Genomic DNA, 15,334 nt, shown 5'->3' with positions numbered 1-15,334 from the left:
ACTGGCGTTGAGGCCGCCGAAGCCGAAGGAGTTGCTCACTGCCACCGACACCTCCTGGTACCGCGCCTCGTCCGGCACGTAGTCCAGGTCGCAGGCCGGGTCCGGGTTCTCCAGGTTCAGCGTCGGGGGGATGACGCCGTCGCGTACGGACAGCACGGTGGCGATCAGCTCGGGTGCGCCGGCGGCCGCGATGAGGTGCCCGAGCATGGTCTTGTTGGCGGTGACCGCCAGCTTCCGGTAGTGCTCGCCCGAGGCGAACACGTCCTTGATCGCGCGGGTTTCGATCGGGTCGTTGAGCGGGGTGGAGGTGCCGTGGGCGTTGATGCAGTCCACCTGCTCCGGTGCCACCCCGGCGTCCGCCAGGGCCCGGCTCATGGCCAGGGCGGCGCCCTTGCCCTCGGGGTGCGGGGCGGTGACCTGGTGGGCGTCCAGCGAACTGCCGAAACCGGCCAGCTCGGCGTGGATACGCGCCCCGCGTCTCCTCGCGCTCTCCTCGCTCTCCAGGACCAGCATGGCCGCACCCTCGCCGGCGACCAGCCCGCTGCGGTCCCGGTCGAAGGCCCGGCACAGCCGGTCCCCGAACAGCTCGGAGGTGGAGGGCGCGCCGAGCAGGTGCAGCCCGGTCATGGTCGGCAGGTTGAGCACCGAGTCGGCCCCGCCGACCAGCATGGCGTCCACCTCTCCGCGGCGGATCATGCGCAGGCCGTGGCCGATGGCGTGGGCGGCGCCCGCGCAGGCGGTGGAGAAGTTCAGCGCCGGACCGCGCAGCCGGTGGCGTACGGCGATGGAGGCGGCCAGCGCGTCGTTGGTGCACAGCAGACCGCTGGCCGGGTCGAGCCCGGCGCGCCGAGCCAGCAGCGTCTGCCAGCTGGGCCTGCCGTCGTCGCCCACGGCGAGCAGGAGTTCGTGGGTGTCCCGCTCGGGCACGCCCGAGCCGACGGCCGTCCCGATGCGGCCGGGTGCGCCGGACGTGTCCAACCCGGCGTCGGCCAGCGCCTGCCCGGCGGCCGCCAGCCCGAACCGGGCCCGGCGCTCCATGGGCCGGTTCAGTTCCTCGTCGGCGCCGTAGCGCTCGGCGAAGGCCTCGTCGTCGACCGGTGCCGCGTAGCGCACAGGGAAGTCGTCGATGCCGGGCAGCCGCCAGGCGCGGATCGCCGAACGGCCCTGGCACAGCCCGTCCCACATGGTCTGCCAGTCGAGCCCCAGTCCGCAGACGGCGCCCAGCCCGGTCACCACGACGCGGCGCGTCATGTCCCCACCCCTTCCAGTACGACGGCGCACGCCTGGCCGCGCACACCGCAGGCCAGCGCCAGCGCCCGCGGAGCCGGCAGTCTTTCCTCGCGTACGGTGCCGTCTTCGGTGACCAGCCTGCGGCCGGTGGCCAGTCCGGTCAGCGCCAGCACCGTGTGGGCCAGCGGGTGCGCGGGGCCGAGCACGCCCGTGACGCGCACGCTGGTGCACACCGCGGGCGGGCGGGCGGCGTGCGCGAAGACCCGGTCCAGCGCCGCGTTCTGCGCCCGTTCGGCGGACGTGGTCCACACGGCGTCGGGCAGTACCCAGCCGATGCCGTCGGCATCCGTGCCGGCCATCTCCAGCGCCGCCTGGACGGCTTCGGCGATCGCGTCCGCGCGGGCGTCGTCACCGGCAGCACCACCGGTGTCCTCACCGGCGCCGAAGGCCCGGCCGTAGCCAGCCACCCGGACACCGGGCCCCGTGTCCCCGGCGCGGGTGCGGCGGGCGAGCAGGAAGGCCGAGCCCTCCCCCGGGGCCGCCCCGTTCCACCCGAGGTTCTCGTACTGGGCGAACAGCAGCGGGTGCACCTTGGGGCTGACCGCGCCGATGACCGCCGCCTCGTTCTCGCCCTCGGCGACCGACAGCACCCCGTCGATGAGGGCCTGCAGCCCGGCGTCGGAGAACGGGGAGTAGGCGGCCATCGCGCCCATCAGCCCGAAGGCCGCCGAAATGTGCGCGGCCGCGGTGCTGTTGAGGTGGGAAAGCCCGCTGAACGGGGGGACCTCCCGGCCGTAGAGGGCGGCCACCTCGCCGGGCTGCCCGGCGATCTTGTGGAGGCGTTGAAGCGCATCGAGTCGCAGCAACTCCTCGTCCACTGTGGGCAGTCCGAGGTACAGGCCCCAGTCGGGGCCGCCCACGGGTCCGTCGGCCGCCGGTCCGGCCAGGGCCAGCCGGGCGCCGTACAGCGCCATCCGGGCCTGCTTCTCCGAGGTGCGCAGCACCCTGCGGTGCACGCCGAGGGTGGCCGCGTCCGGGTCGTCCACGAGGAAAACGTTGTCCAACGGCGGCCAGGGTCCGGCGAGGTGCTCGCAGGGGCTGCTGGTGTCCTTGCCGGCCACCAGGGCCTCCCACAGAGCCGCGGGATCCGTGCCGGTCGCCGTGTACACGGCGGGTGCGCTCAGGCGCACCGTGTGCAGATGCGTCATGGCCGCGCTCACCCGGCCTTCGTCAGGACGAGGGAGCAGTTCTGGCCGCCGAAGCCGAAGGAGTTCGACAGGACCGCGCTCACCGGTGCGTCGCGTCGTTCGGTGACGATGTCGAGCCCGCGGGTCACGTCGTCCGGCTCGGTGAAGTTCAGCGTGGGCAGGAGGGTCTGGCGCTGGATGCTGAGGACGGACAGCACAGCCTCTGCCGCGCCGCTGTTGGCCAGGGAGTGGCCCATGGCCGACTTGTTGCCGGTGATCGGGACGTGGCCGGCCCGGTCCGCGAACACGGTGTGCAGGGCTGCCGCCTCACAGGCGTCGTTGGCCTGCGTCGAGGTGCCGTGAGCGTTCACATGATCGATCTCATCCGGGGTGAGTCCCGCGTCGGCGAGAGCAGCCCGGATGCACGCTGCGTAGTCGGAGCCGTCCCGTGAGCTGGACGTCATCTGGACGGCCTCGGCGACGCCTGCGTAACCGGCGATCCTGGCCAGGACACGGGCCCCGCGCGCTTCGGCGTGGGCGCGCGACTCCAGGACGAGGAAGGCGGCGCCGTCGCCGATCACGAAGCCGCTGCGGTCCTTGTCGAACGGGCGGCTGACGCGCGCGGGATGCTGTCCCCCGGCCGGGGCGAGCGCGCCGACCTGGTGGAAGGCGGTGACGGCGGCGAGCGTCGTCAGGCTCTCGGCGCCGCCCACGAGCGCCACGTCGAGGGTGCCGGTACGGATGTGGCGGTACGCGCTGCCGATCGCCATGCCGCCTGCCGCGCAGGCGTCCGCACGGGTCTCCATGGCGCCGGTGGCGCCGAAGTAGTCGGCGAGGACGGCGGTGGCGGTGTCGGGCTGGATCCGGGCGTAGCGCTGCGGGTCGGGTCCGTCGTCGGCGTCGAGGTAGGCGTCCAGATCCAGGGTGCCGGTCTCGTGGTCCACGTGGGCGGCCACGCCGACGAGTTCGTCCGGCTCCATGAGCATGCGGTTGCAGGCCAGGAAGACACCGCCGCGTTCGGAGTCCAGCCGCCGGGGCAGTCCGCTGCGTTCCCAGGCCTGGGCGGCGGCGTGCCAGGCGAGGACTCCGGCCGGTCCGAGGGATCCGGCCTCGTCGGGCAGGGCGTCGTGCAGGGTCCGCTGGACGCCGGGAGCTATGTGGGCCGAGACGGCGCAGGGGACGCCCCACTCCGCGTGGCGGGGGTGTTCGGTGATGAGGCTGTGTCCGTCGGCGAGGTGGTCGAACAGCTCCTCTGGGTCTGTCAGAGGGCCGGCGACCAGTCCTAATCCGGTCACCACGACCTCATGGCCGGCCGCGGTGGCTGTGGGAGGAGTCACGTCTTTCCTTTCGGGACGAGCTGCGACGTGGCGTCCGCCGGCTGTGGGCTGCGGGCCGGGATGCCCGCCGCACCGTCAGCCGGCGGGCTGGGCGTTCTCGATCTCCTTCAGGGCCACACGGACTCCCTCGGCGAGGATTTCGTCGCCGGTGGCCGCCTCCACCGCAGCGCCGCAGCCCGCGCACACGGCCCGGCCGGAGGCGGCGATCTCCGTCTCTCCGGCGCCGCACTCGCTGCAGGACTCGGGCAGGCGGTCGAAGATCGCGTGGGTGAAGGAGGCCCAGTGGGCGCTGGTGGCCGCGGCGGCGACCTCATAGGGCCGCATGCCGGCGTGCACCTGCTCCTCGGTGTAGCCGAAGGCGCTGCGGCGCAGCACCTCGGCGGCCAGTTCCGTGATGCCGCCGCGCTCGTCGTACAGCCGCTCGGAGCCGCCGAGTGCGGTGGCGAGTTCGTCCAGCACGTTCGACTTGGGCAGCGCCACGCCGAGCCTGCTCTCCATTTCGTAGCGGAACTCGACCAGGTCGAGGGACTCGGCGCCCAGATCGGCGACGAGCGTGGCGTCGTCCGTGATCGCGTTGACGGGGGTGCCCAGGACCTGGGCCAGACCCTCGCGCACAATGTCGTGAATCTGCTCTTTCGCGAAGGGATTCCGCATGGTTATCTCCTTTGTGGCCTGGGATTTCCACGTACCTTCGTCAGGCCCTTCAACTGGCAGGAAAATCCTCAGAGGGAAACGACGGCTGGACTATTGCTTCGCGGATGCGGACGGCAATGAGGGAATGCGATACCGGCCATTGGGCCGCGAGCGCCCGACGGCATGCCGCCATGCCGCTGCAGGGCGGATAAATGCTCCTGAGGGAGCGTAAGACCTGGAAGAGAGCGCGACGGGACGCTACTCAGGCGAACATCGCAACAGAAGACCCCCGAAACCGACGCCTATGGGAAAGGCGCACTTCCGTCGCCGGCCACACTGCCAGGCATGCACGGAAAGCGCGCCCGCCTCTCCGCGAGGCGTTGTCAAAAACACTATCAGAAAACCGGGCGGCCAGTCACTGTAATGTGCGATAGGTCACGCGACCGAGCGGCTTTCGAATGAGCTCAGTGATAAGGAATCCGGATAGCCGATGATTTAACTCGTCGGTAAGGAAAAAATCGCGCCGTAGATTATATGCTTTCAGTCAAGGAACGCTTCTTCTGGAGCCTGATGGAGCCTTCTGGCATAGGCGGCCAGCAGCTGCCCCTGGTTCACGCTCACCGCGCCGACCAGCCGGCTCTCGCGGTAGTGCGCCTCCAGAACCGCGTCCGTGGCCGGGTCCCCGGCCTCCACGGCCACCCGGTCGCCGGTGCCCGGCAGGCCGACCGACCGGATGCGCAGCCCGAACGCCGAGATCCAGAAGGACGGCACATGTGCGTACGGCTGTGCCGTGTCCGGACCGGCCAGCAGGTTCCGCCCCGCCAGCTCACCCTGTGCGGCCGCGTTGCTCCAGTGTTCCAGCGGCACCGGGCCGTCCGCCGAGCGCACCGCGTCGCACCGGGCCACGTCGCCGGCCACCACGATCCGCGGATCGCCCCGCCCGGACGGATCCGGCGTCCGGGCGAACAGCCGCTTGTCACAGTGGACGCGCCCGGACGGCAGTGCCAGTCCCGAGCCCTGCAGCCACTCGGTGGCCGGCACCATTCCGATGGCGACCACCACCAGCCGCGCGGGCAGCACGGACCCGTCGGCCAGCTCGACGCCGCGGACCTGCTCCCCCTCGGCGTGAAAGCCGCGCACCCCCGTGCCCGTGAGCAGTTGCACCCCGGCCCGCCGAGCCGCCTTCGCCACCAGGCCGGGGACCGATCCGCCGAGGACCCTGAGCGGGAGCCCGAACGGCTCCACCAGCGTCACCCGCACGCCCAGCGCGGCCAGCGACGACGCCAGTTCGACCCCCACGAAGCCCGCGCCGACGACGGCCACCTCGCGAGCACCGCCGGCCAGGGCCGATCGCAGCCGGCGCACATCCGCCAGCCCACGCACCGTCAGAACACCGTCGGCCGGCACCTCCCCGGGCCAGGGCCGGGCCCGCGCCCCGGTCGCCAGGACCAGCCCGTCGTACGGCAGTTCCGTGCCGTCGGCCAACCGGACCCGGCGCCGTTCCCGGTCCAGTCCGACGGCCGCGACACCCCGGACCCAGCGAGCGTCGAGCTCCGCCGTGCCCGGCAGCCGGATGTCGGCCTCCGTGAGGGTGCCGGTCACCACCTGCTTGGTCAGCGGTGGCCGGTCGTAGGGCGGTTCGGGCTCGTCCGACACCAGGGTCAGCTTCCCGGAGAACCCCTGCGCGCGCAGTGCCTCGCCGGCGCGCACGCCGGCCAGGCCCGCGCCCACCACGACGACCTCGCGCACGGCTTCAGGCACCTTCGACCGTGATGGCCCGCACCGGGCAGGCACGCGCCGCGGCGGTCACCTTCTGCGTGAGTTCCGGCGCCGGGTCCGGCGCGACCTCCAGCCGCTCGTCGTCGTTCAGCGCGAACACCTCGGGCGCGACCAGGGTGCACTGTCCCAGCCCGTCGCACAGCCCGTGATCCACCGTGATCCGCACAGCCGATCCCCCTCTTGCTCCTGCTAGCAGCGGTGGCCGGGTGCTGCCTCGTCGATGACAGTCCGGCCTCGTCGGTGATGGTCCGGTCACGCCTCAGCGCGCGTACCGCAGCGGCAGTTCCTCCAGACCCCGGATCGCGTCCGAGGCCAGCCACCGCACCTCGTCCTGGGGCACCGCCAGCTCCAGCGTGGGGAAGCGGTCCAGGATCTCGGTCAGTGCGATCGTCGCCTCCTGGCGCGCCAGCCGCTGCCCGAGGCAGAAGTGCGGCCCCATCCCGAAGGCGACGTGCTGCACGGTGGCCCGCCCGATGTCGAAGGTGTGGGGGTCCGCCCGCAGTTCCTCGTCGCGGTTCGCGGCGTTCAGCAGGAACCGCACGAGGTCCCCCTTGCGTATGGTGACGCCGCCGGCCTCGATGTCCTCCAGCGCCACCCGGTTGACCGTGGTCATCGCCGAGCTCCGGAACCGCAGCGCCTCCTCCACGGCGCTGCCGGCCAGCGACGGGTCCCAGCGCAGGGCGGCCAGCTGCGCGGGGTGCGTGAGCAGGTCGTACAGCGCGTTGGCGAGCAGGTTCGTCACCGTGTCGTGGCCGGCGATCAGCAACACCGCGGCGAAGGAGGACAGTTTTTCGTCCGTCAGCGCGGTCCCGTCCTCGAACCGGGCCGCGATCAGTTCGCTGAGCAGGTCCTCGGTGGGCTGCCGCCGCTTGGCGCCGATCAGCTGGATGCAGTAGGCGAACAGCTCGGCGGCGGCCGTCTGCATCGCCTCCGCCGACGGTGCGGCGGAGATGTCCATGGCCCACTTGCGGAACGGCTCCCGCTCCTCGTCCGGCACGCCCAGCAGGTCGCAGATGACCTCCAGCGGCATGGGGTAGGTGAACGCGCCGATGAAGTCCGCCGTTCCGCTGTCCCCGAGGTCGTCCAGCAGCCGCCGGGTGATCGCCACGATGCGCGGTTCCAGCTCCCGTACGGCCCGCGAGGCGAAGGCCGCGGCCACCAGCCGGCGGTAGCGGGAGTGGTCCGGGTCGTCCTGTTCCAGAAGCATCACGGACATCCCTGGGACCAGCGCCCCGTGCGGGGCGTGGGTGTGCACGTCGTTGGACAGCCGTGGATCGCTCAGCAGCCGACGGGTCAGGGCCGCGCCGAGCACCGTCCAGGTCTCCTGCTGGTTGAGCTGTCGCGTGCGGATGATGCCGTGGTTCCTGGCGAGCCGGTCCAGCTCCTGCTCCAGATCCGCCGTCGCCGCGAGCCCGGCGAGATCCAACACCTCGGTCATGAGGTAACTCCCCCTGTTGTTCGACAACTTCGGGAACGCCGGCCGGTGCCCCCGCACGAGATCCGGCCGCTCCCGTGACCATCCCCGCCCGAACGCGGGCCGGCTCCTCGGCCGGCCGCGTGGGTCATTCGCCGAGCAGCCGCTCGGCCTGCCGGGCGAGCTCGGCGTCCACCGCCGCCGACCGGGTGCCGGCGATCCCCGACCGCAGCAGGGCGGCACCCTCGACCAGCGCCACGAACGTCTCCGCCCGTGCCCGGCAGAGGTCGGCCGGCCACTCGGGCCGGTTGAGGTGGACGAGGGCCGCCACATGGGTGACGTACTTCCGGTAGAACTCGCGGACGACCTGGGCTATCTCGTCGTCCCTGGCTGCCAGTGCCCACACCTCGACGTAGAGCCGGACCATCTGTGGATCGTCCTGCTCGGCCAGGACCACCGCCACGACATCGGCGGTGTCCGCCCGGCCCTGCGGGGACTGGATGTCCGCCGGGTCGTCGGGGCTCACCCGCAGTCCGGTGGCGTCCGCCAGCCGCTCCAGCGAACGGTCCAGCGCCCGCTCCAGCACGGCCTTGATCAGATCGGCCCGGGTCGGGAAGTAGTGCTGCAGGTGCCCGATCCGGACCCCCGCCGCGTCGGCGATGGTCCGCAGCGACGCGTTCGCGTTGCCCTTGGCGACCAGCACGGTCTCGGCTGCGTCCAGCAGGCTCATACGCCGGATGCTGCCCTGCTGGGTCAACTGCGGCTTGCCGCCCGCGGTCTTCTCCTCTCTGGCGGCACCGCTCATGACACCGTCACCTCGACACCCGCCTTCTCCAGGGCGGGGACGACCTCCTGGGGCGCCGGCGTCTGTTCCGCGAAGACCACGCCCTCCGGCGCCGGGGAACCGTCCTCGCCGAGCACCCGGCGCAGCCCCAGCAGTCCGCCGAGCGCCGTGAGGTGGGCTTGCCCCGCGGGGTCCCGGACCACCGCGGTCCGACGGCCGCCGTTCCGGCCGCGCACGTCGATCCGCAGCAGCGCCTCGCCGCCCTCGCCCGGCGAGTACAGCAGCGACCGCCGTACCGACTCCAGCCGGTCGCCGCGGCCCCAGCGGAAGAAGCCGGTCTTCTTCAGGGCCAGCAGGGCCGACGTCGAGGAGTTCGCGCTGAAGCCGATCCGCGTGACGGCCGTGTCGACGCCCAGCGTCAGGGGCAGCGTGAACTGTTCGGGGGTGTCGATCCGGGCGACCTTCGTGCGGTGTCCGCCGACGGTGACGTACCCGGCGTCGCTCAGCGGCATGATCATCCGCCGCTCTCCGTTCTCCATCACCTCGAAGTCCAGGCCCAGGCGGTCCATGAACTCCACCGAGTCGGTGCCCGCCCGGTCCTTCAGGTCGTACCGGATGGCGACCTCCACCGCCGCCGCCTCGCCGAGGTCGGCCGCCAGCGCGGCGGCGACCAGCGCGCTGACCCCACCCATCCAGCTGGACGACAGCAGCACCGGAGCCTTCGGCGGCGTCAGCGCGGTGATCGTGGCGGCCCTCTGCAACCGAGCCGTCCACCGCGTGATGTCCACGTACGGCACACCGCCCCGCAGCGCGGCGCGCAGCACCCGGTCGTCGGGGTCGTTCACGGTGCTGATCACGGCCCGGACCCGCGCCGAGAACGGCTCCCGGTCGCTCAGGTCCCAGCGGCGCACCGACGCCCCGGTCTCCTCGGCGAGCGCCCGGCCGCGCTCCGGGCTGCGTCCGGTGAGCAGCAGGGGCCAGGAGGGGGCGGCGAGCCGGGTCAGGTCGCCGCCGACTGTGCCATAGCCGCCGACCACGAGTACGGGTCCGGTCACATCGAGCTGGATGTCATCGTCCACGCCGACGATACTAGGTCACGTGACCTAGAGATTCAAACAGGCGTCGGAACAGGAGACTTCGAACCGTGAATCGCGAACCAACGTTCTCTCGACAGGAGTTGAACCAGGGTCTGCTCATCGAACGCGTTCTGCCGGCGGTCGCCGTCGGGGAAGAGGCGCACGGCGACCCTCCGCCCGCAGCCGGGCAGCGAGCCCTCTTCCCCGCCGAGGAACGGGAGGTGGCCGGAGCGGGCGACAAGCGCCGCCGGGAGTTCACCACCGCCCGCCGGTGCGCACGGCGCGCCCTGGCCCGGCTGGGCCTCGCCCCGGTCGCGTTACCCGTCGGCCCCACCGGGGCCCCCGTCTGGCCGGCCGGAGTCACCGGCAGCATCACCCACTGCGACGGCTACCGCGCCGCCGCCGCGGCCCGCACCGCCGACCTCGCCGGTCTCGGGATCGACGCCGAGCCCCACGCCCCCGTGCCCCCCGCCGTCCGGGACGGGATCACCTCCGCGTCCGAACGCGCGCACCTCGACCGGCTGCACGACATCCGTCCCGGCGTCCACTGGGACCGGTTGCTCTTCAGCGCCAAGGAGTCCGTCTACAAGGCGTGTTCGTCCCGCACGCTGCGCGCCCTGCACTTCGAGGACGCGGAGGTCGCGTTCTCCCCCGAGACCGGCACGTTCACCGCGTACCTGACGGCCGAGGCCCTGGTCCTCACGGGGCGTTGGCACGTTTCCGACGGCATCCTGCTCACGGCGGCGGCTGCGACCGGCGGCACGCCAAGCCGGGCGCGCAGCGGCGGCTGAAGGGCGAGGTCGTCGCCGAGCAGCTGAAGCGGCCGGCCGGGCTCACGCCGGAGGAGGCCGGCCGGGACGGCACCGTGGTGCCCGCCGAGGGTGACAAGGTGCCCGCGGGCGAGGTCCCGGCCTGGCGGACCCGCGTCCAGTACGCGGTCACCCCGGACGGCCGGGCCGGGCTGCGCCGGCACCGCTCGCACGAGGTCGAGCCGATCGACTGCTGCCTCATCGCCGCCGACGGCATCAGCGAACTCGGCATCGAGAAGCGCGGCCACGCGGCGTCCGGCGTGGTCGGAGTGGGGTCCGGTCGTCAGCGGTGTGGTCAGGAGGGCCGGGGCGCAGGCGCTGAAGACCACGGTGATGTCGAGGGACGACAACCGCCACTGGGCCTGGTGGCGGGGGTGCAGCGGGGTCGGCGCGCTGGAAGCGGCGAGCAGCGCGATCGGGGTCGAGGCGTGCAAGGCGAACGGCAGGCGTCCGGACGGCGAGGTGCGGGAGGCGAGAGGTCCGCGGGGACGCTCTGCTTGCGGGTCCTCCAGAGCTAAAAGCGATTGGTTTGCTTTAAGTCGTCGCGGATCCTACGATCGGCTAAAGCAAATCATTGGCTTTAACGCGGGCCGCCGCGCAGGTCCCCGGCGGCCGGAGGCCTGTACCAGCCCCCGGTCCGTCGCGCCGTACAGATCCGGAAGGAAACCATGACCAGCGAACTCACCCCCCAGGAGGCAGCCCGATGGGCGCTGCGCGCGGGGCTCCTCCTCGATGACGGCCGACACGAAGCAGTGGCCATGACGGCCAACCACATCCACTGCGTGATCGGCACGTTGCGCGAGCTCGACTTCGGCGAGACCCCTCCCGCGTTCGCCTACCGAGCCGGACGGAGGAACGCCGATGCAGCCGTTTGAGCTGTCGCTGACCGAAGCCTCCCGTGCGGTGCGCGCACGGGAGTTGTCCCCCGTCGAACTCACCGAATCGGTGCTCGCCCGTATCCACGCCGTCGAAGGACGGCTGAGCGCCTACGTCACCGTCACCGCCGACGCGGCCCTGGCCGCAGCGGCCCGCGCGGAACGGGAGATCTGCGCAGGCGGACTGCGCGGGCCACTGCACGGGATCCCCATGGCGCTCAAGGATCTGATCGACGCGGCGGGGATGCCCACCACGGCGAGCTCGCACGTCCGGGCAGGGCATGTGGCGGAACGCGACAGCTGGGTGGCCCAACGGCTCGACGCCGCCGGGACCGTCCTCCTGGGCAAGACGCACACGCACGAGTTCGCCTACGGCCTGATCACTCCGCAGACGCACAACGCCTGGGACCACAGCCGGGTCGCGGGAGGGTCGAGCGGCGGCTCGGCCGTGGCTGTCGCCGCCGGCGAGGCGACGTTCGCCATGGGCACGGACACGGGCGGTTCCATCCGGGTCCCCGCTGCGCTGAACGGCGTGGTGGGCCTCAAGCCGACCTATGGCCTGGTCCCCCGCACAGGCGTGACCTCGCTGTCCTGGTCCCTGGACCACGTGGGCCCGCTCACCCGCACCGTCCAGGACGCCGCGCTGGTGCTGTCGGCGATCGCCGGCCACGACCCGCGCGACCCGGCGAGCGTGTCCGGCCCGATGTTGGACCGCTTCCCGGGAGGCGACCTGCGCGGACTGAAGGTCGGCGTACCGCGCAACCACTACTTCGACCGGGTCGCGCCCGAGACCGAGGAGTCCGTACGCGGTGCGATCGAGCGGCTGGCGGAGCTGGGGGCGGAACTCGTGGCCGTCGAGGTCCCGATGGCGCGTTACGTCCAGGCCGTTCAGTGGGGGCTGATGGTTCCCGAGGCCACCGCCTACCACGAGCGGTCGCTGCGGGCCACCCCCGACCGGTACGCGGCCGACGTTCGCCTCCTGCTGGAGGCGGGCGAACTCACCTCCGCGGGCGACTACCTCCGCGCCCAGCGGGCCCGCACCATGATGCGAGACGCCTGGGCTCGCATGTTCGACGGGATCGACGTCCTCGCCGCGCCGACGGTGCCCATGACCGCCGTCGAGGCGGGGCAGGAAGCCGTCGAGTGGGCCGACGGCACGACCGAGACCGTGTCGGACAGCTACGTCCGCCTCTGTGCCCCCGCCAACATCACCGGCGTCCCGGCCCTCACCCTGCCGGTCGGTCACGACCGCGCCGGACTGCCCGTCGGTATGCAGCTGATGGCGCGTCCCTTCCACGACGCGACGGTGCTCCGTGTCGGCCGGGTCTACGAGGAGTCGGTGGCCTGCGCGGGCCGGCTCGCTCCCCTCCCCGCCTGAGGGAAGGCGGACGTTCGAGCCGGCATGCGGTCGCGTCGCTGGAGGGGCGTCCGCCGTGCTCGGCCGCCCGGACATGCGGTCCCGCGGGTCGCCGGCACCGGCCACCGCCTAGAAGCAACAAAATCGCATTAAGCTGGACCGCATGAGTCCCAGGCCCATGGTCCGCCCCGGCGGGCGCAGCGCACGCGTACAGCAGTCCGTCCATGCGGCGGTACGGGAACTGGTGGCGGAGGTGGGCCGCGACGCGCTCACGGTCCCGATGGTGGCCACTCGGGCGGGCGTGACCCCCTCCACGATCTACCGTCGCTGGGGCGACCTGCAGGAACTCCTGTCGGACGTGGCCGTCGAACGACTGCGCCCGGAGACGGATCCGGCCGACCTCGGAAGCCTGCGGGCCGATCTCGACGCCTGGGCGGAACAGTTCATCGACGAGATGGCCTCGCCGCCCGGCCGCGCCTACATCCGGGACGCCCTGCTCGGCGACCCCGACGGAACCAATGCCGGTCAGTGTTCGGCGTATGCCGCAGAGCAGATCGACGTCGTGCTGGCCCGTGCGGCGCAGCGGGGGGAACCGGTGCCCGAGACGGAACTCGTGATCGACCGGGTCGTGGCGCCGATCATGTACCGCATCCTCTTCCGCCCCGGCCGACTGGACGCCGCATACGCACGCGAGCTCGTGACGCACGCCCTGGACGCCCGGCAGACCGAGGCCGGCGCTCGCCTCACCCGGGCCGCCGCCCCTCGGCGCTCGAAGAAGAAGTCCGGCCACTGACCCGTGGCCCATCGGGCGTTCCGGCCACCGGACCGTTGAGACCCAGCGGCCGGCCGTACTGGCAGGGTCGAGAAACGGTAGCGCCCGGCCAGGTCTGCCGTGTCGAGCCGGTGCGCGGCGGCCCGGCGGCCGTCCAGCAGCCTGGCCTCCACGAGGGCGAACGCCCCGGTGCGCGGCGGTTCCCTGGCCGCCACCGGAATGACCCCGCTCACGTGGCTGCTCGGGCAGCGCCTCGCGCACGCGCAGACCCTGCTGGAGACCACCGGCCTGCCGATCGAGCGCGTCAGCGAGCTGAGCGGCCTGCGCACGGCGGCCGACCTGCGCCGCCACTTCACCCCGCACCTGGGCGTGACGCCCACGGACTGCCGCCGGTCCTCCGGAACCACACGGGCGCGCAACAACGCGGGGGCGACGCGAGACGTTGAACCGACGGCCGCGCGGACGCGGCAGGGTCCGGCTCGGCTCTCACCGGCGGGGTTCGTCGCCGGGCCGCCGCAGGCGGTCGCCGCCGGCGGGCGAGGCGGTGCGGACCGCCGCCCGGCGGGGCTTGCCCAGGGGGCTCTTCGGCAGTGCGGGAACGAAGTCCACCGTCGTGGGGACCTGGTGGGGGAGGAGGCGGGACCGGCAGTGAGACGTCAGGTCCGCCGCCCGCAGCGGAGCCCGGGTGACGACAGCGGCCCGAACGCGTTCACCGGTGTCGCCCGTCTCCTCGCCCCACACCACCGCCTCGCCGACCGACGGGTGGGCGAGCAGGGCCTGTTCCACCTCGACCGGGTTCACCTTCTTGCCGCCGACGTTGATGAAGGAGTCCTTGCGGCCGATCAGCTGCAGATGTCCGTCCGGGCCGATGCGGGCCATGTCGCCGGTCACGTACCAGCCGTCGCGGAACGCGCGCCGGGTGGCTTCGGGGTGGCCGAGATGACCGGTGAACATCGCCGGTGTGCGGACCAGCAGGGTGCCCTCCTCGCCCCGCGGCACCTCCCGGCCGTCCTCGCCGACGCCCCGGACCCGTACGCCCGGCATGGGACGGCCCACCCCGGCGGCCGCGTCGGGTCCGGGGCCGTCGTCGGGCCGGTGCGCGGCGATGACGCCGGCCTCCGTGCAGCCGTACACCTGCCGGATGCCGAGGCCGAGCCGCTCCCGGGCGCGCCGTGCCACGGCCGGCGGGAGGGCGGCTCCCGAGGACAGGCACAGCCGCAGCGCACCCGGCGGCCGCCCGGAGCGTGAGCCGGCGACGGCACGGGTCGTCAGGTCGTAGGCCATGGGCGCGGCGACCAGCACCGTGCAGGCGTGCTCGTCCAGGGCGGCCAGGAGGCGTGCGGGGGTGAAGCGGCCGAGGAGGACGAGCTGCGCCCCGGCGCGCAGAGCGGTGACCATTCCGGCGACCATCCCGAAGGAGTGCAGCAGCGGGACGGCTGCCAGGATGCGGTCGTCCTCGGTGATGCCGTAGGCGCGGGCGTAGATGTCGCCGCCGTTGACGAGGTTGCGCTGGCTGTGGACGGCCGCCTTGGGCTCGCCGGTCGAGCCGGAGGTGTACTGGACGAGGAAGGGCGCGTCGGGTGTGGCGGGCCCGGGTGTGCCGTCGCCGTGGTTCCGGGGCGGCCGGTCCTGCCGTGCCGGGCGGTCCGTGGCGTCCTGAAGCCCGTCCACGGCGACGAGAACCAGGTCGTCGCGTGGCTCGTCGGCGGACAGGGCGCGCAGTCTCGCCTCGTGCCCGGCGACGAACAGGGGGCCCGCCTCGGCCCGTACGGCGGTGAGCTGCGCCCGGGTGGTGCCGGGTTCGAGGGGGATCAGGCGCGCCCCGAGATGCGCGGCGGCGAGGAAGGCCACGACGCAGTCCGGGGTGTTCTCCGTCAGCAGTGCCGCCGTGCCGTTCGCTGTGAGGCCGAGGGACCGCCAGCGGTGCGCGGTGGCACGCACCCCGGCGCGCAGTTGCCCGTAGGTGAGCAAGCGGTCGCCGCAGCGCACCGCGACGGCGTCCGGCCGGGTGCGGGCCGCGGTGTCGAGCAGGCCGTCGAGGGTGGCGGGAGCGGACGCGGGGCCCGGGGCGCCGGTCACGG

The 15,334-nt window shown here is 72.9% G+C and carries 14 protein-coding genes and 2 pseudogenes; 6 read left to right on the top strand and 10 right to left on the bottom strand.

What is annotated here, in order from left to right; translation table 11 throughout:
* The 9 genes from HCJ93_RS28385 to HCJ93_RS28345 all read right to left on the bottom strand — a co-directional run.
* Positions 1-1,251, bottom strand: a 1,251-nt coding sequence (locus HCJ93_RS28385) for a beta-ketoacyl-[acyl-carrier-protein] synthase family protein (RefSeq protein WP_167998700.1), incomplete at its 3' end; no start/stop codon positions are given.
* Positions 1,248-2,438: a beta-ketoacyl synthase N-terminal-like domain-containing protein gene (locus HCJ93_RS28380; RefSeq protein ID WP_167998699.1), complete on the bottom strand. Its 1,191-nt coding sequence runs from the start codon at positions 2,436-2,438 to the stop codon at positions 1,248-1,250. The genes HCJ93_RS28385 and HCJ93_RS28380, both read right to left, overlap by 4 nt.
* An 8-nt stretch (positions 2,439-2,446) precedes the next feature.
* On the bottom strand, positions 2,447-3,754 hold the full coding sequence (locus tag HCJ93_RS30070; RefSeq protein ID WP_167998698.1) for a beta-ketoacyl-[acyl-carrier-protein] synthase family protein: 1,308 nt from the start codon (positions 3,752-3,754) through the stop codon (positions 2,447-2,449).
* Between the two features lie 75 nt (positions 3,755-3,829).
* Positions 3,830-4,408, bottom strand: a complete 579-nt coding sequence (locus HCJ93_RS28370; protein WP_167998697.1) for an acyl carrier protein — start codon at positions 4,406-4,408, stop codon at positions 3,830-3,832.
* A gap of 519 nt (positions 4,409-4,927) precedes the next feature.
* Positions 4,928-6,136 carry an NAD(P)/FAD-dependent oxidoreductase gene (locus HCJ93_RS28365; protein WP_167998696.1) on the bottom strand — a complete coding sequence of 403 codons (1,209 nt, stop codon included), beginning with the start codon at positions 6,134-6,136 and terminating at the stop codon, positions 4,928-4,930.
* A 4-nt stretch (positions 6,137-6,140) separates the two neighbouring features.
* Complete coding sequence (locus tag HCJ93_RS28360; protein WP_167998695.1) at positions 6,141-6,332, bottom strand: ferredoxin; 192 nt, start codon at positions 6,330-6,332, stop codon at positions 6,141-6,143.
* A 93-nt stretch (positions 6,333-6,425) separates the two neighbouring features.
* A complete protein-coding gene (locus HCJ93_RS28355) occupies positions 6,426-7,604 on the bottom strand; it encodes a cytochrome P450 family protein (RefSeq protein ID WP_167998694.1) in 1,179 nt (392 codons plus the stop codon).
* A gap of 124 nt (positions 7,605-7,728) precedes the next feature.
* Positions 7,729-8,385, bottom strand: a complete 657-nt coding sequence (locus HCJ93_RS28350) for a TetR/AcrR family transcriptional regulator (protein WP_167998693.1) — start codon at positions 8,383-8,385, stop codon at positions 7,729-7,731.
* Positions 8,382-9,443 (bottom strand): saccharopine dehydrogenase family protein, encoded by a 1,062-nt coding sequence (locus HCJ93_RS28345; protein WP_167998692.1) that lies wholly within the window; start codon positions 9,441-9,443, stop codon positions 8,382-8,384. Before HCJ93_RS28345 ends, HCJ93_RS28350 begins: the two co-directional genes overlap by 4 nt.
* A gap of 65 nt (positions 9,444-9,508) precedes the next feature.
* On the opposite strand from HCJ93_RS28345, the gene HCJ93_RS28340 reads away from it, so the two are divergent.
* The 6 genes and pseudogenes from HCJ93_RS28340 to HCJ93_RS28315 form a co-directional block, all read left to right on the top strand.
* Positions 9,509-10,231, top strand: a complete 723-nt coding sequence (locus HCJ93_RS28340) for a 4'-phosphopantetheinyl transferase family protein (protein ID WP_309141531.1) — start codon at positions 9,509-9,511, stop codon at positions 10,229-10,231.
* Positions 10,171-10,491, top strand: a pseudogene (locus tag HCJ93_RS28335) (RNA methyltransferase); the annotation flags it as partial. The gene HCJ93_RS28340 and the pseudogene HCJ93_RS28335, both read left to right, overlap by 61 nt.
* Positions 10,492-10,917: 426 nt before the next feature.
* A complete protein-coding gene (locus HCJ93_RS28330; protein WP_167998691.1) occupies positions 10,918-11,124 on the top strand; it encodes a hypothetical protein in 207 nt (68 codons plus the stop codon).
* Positions 11,111-12,502: an amidase gene (locus HCJ93_RS28325; protein ID WP_167998690.1), complete on the top strand. Its 1,392-nt coding sequence runs from the start codon at positions 11,111-11,113 to the stop codon at positions 12,500-12,502. The genes HCJ93_RS28330 and HCJ93_RS28325 overlap by 14 nt, the downstream gene beginning before the upstream one ends.
* Before the next feature lie 142 nt (positions 12,503-12,644).
* Positions 12,645-13,274: a TetR/AcrR family transcriptional regulator gene (locus HCJ93_RS28320; protein ID WP_167998689.1), complete on the top strand. Its 630-nt coding sequence runs from the start codon at positions 12,645-12,647 to the stop codon at positions 13,272-13,274.
* Positions 13,275-13,460: 186 nt separating this feature from the next.
* Positions 13,461-13,649, top strand: a pseudogene (locus HCJ93_RS28315) (helix-turn-helix domain-containing protein); the annotation flags it as partial.
* 90 nt (positions 13,650-13,739) lie between these two features.
* Here the strand turns inward: HCJ93_RS28315 and HCJ93_RS28310 are convergent.
* A complete protein-coding gene (locus HCJ93_RS28310; RefSeq protein ID WP_167998688.1) occupies positions 13,740-15,332 on the bottom strand; it encodes a class I adenylate-forming enzyme family protein in 1,593 nt (530 codons plus the stop codon).
* Between the last annotated feature and the right edge of the window lie 2 nt (positions 15,333-15,334).

The organism is Streptomyces composti (genome assembly GCF_012034205.1).
Taxonomy (GTDB): domain Bacteria; phylum Actinomycetota; class Actinomycetes; order Streptomycetales; family Streptomycetaceae; genus Streptomyces; species Streptomyces composti.
Note: the sequence above shows the minus strand (reverse complement) of the source record. Positions and strands in the feature narration are given on the sequence as shown.

What these genes read in the sequence shown, in the direction of transcription:
- HCJ93_RS28355 (WP_167998694.1), bottom strand. Translation starts at nt 7,604, where the DNA reads ATGACCGAGGTGTTGGATCTCGCCGGGCTCGCGGCGACGGCGGATCTG.
- HCJ93_RS28350 (WP_167998693.1), bottom strand. Translation starts at nt 8,385, where the DNA reads ATGAGCGGTGCCGCCAGAGAGGAGAAGACCGCGGGCGGCAAGCCGCAG.
- HCJ93_RS28320 (WP_167998689.1), top strand. Translation starts at nt 12,645, where the DNA reads ATGAGTCCCAGGCCCATGGTCCGCCCCGGCGGGCGCAGCGCACGCGTA.
- HCJ93_RS28370 (WP_167998697.1), bottom strand. Translation starts at nt 4,408, where the DNA reads ATGCGGAATCCCTTCGCGAAAGAGCAGATTCACGACATTGTGCGCGAG.
- HCJ93_RS28330 (WP_167998691.1), top strand. Translation starts at nt 10,918, where the DNA reads ATGACCAGCGAACTCACCCCCCAGGAGGCAGCCCGATGGGCGCTGCGC.
- HCJ93_RS28325 (WP_167998690.1), top strand. Translation starts at nt 11,111, where the DNA reads ATGCAGCCGTTTGAGCTGTCGCTGACCGAAGCCTCCCGTGCGGTGCGC.
- HCJ93_RS28380 (WP_167998699.1), bottom strand. Translation starts at nt 2,438, where the DNA reads ATGACGCATCTGCACACGGTGCGCCTGAGCGCACCCGCCGTGTACACG.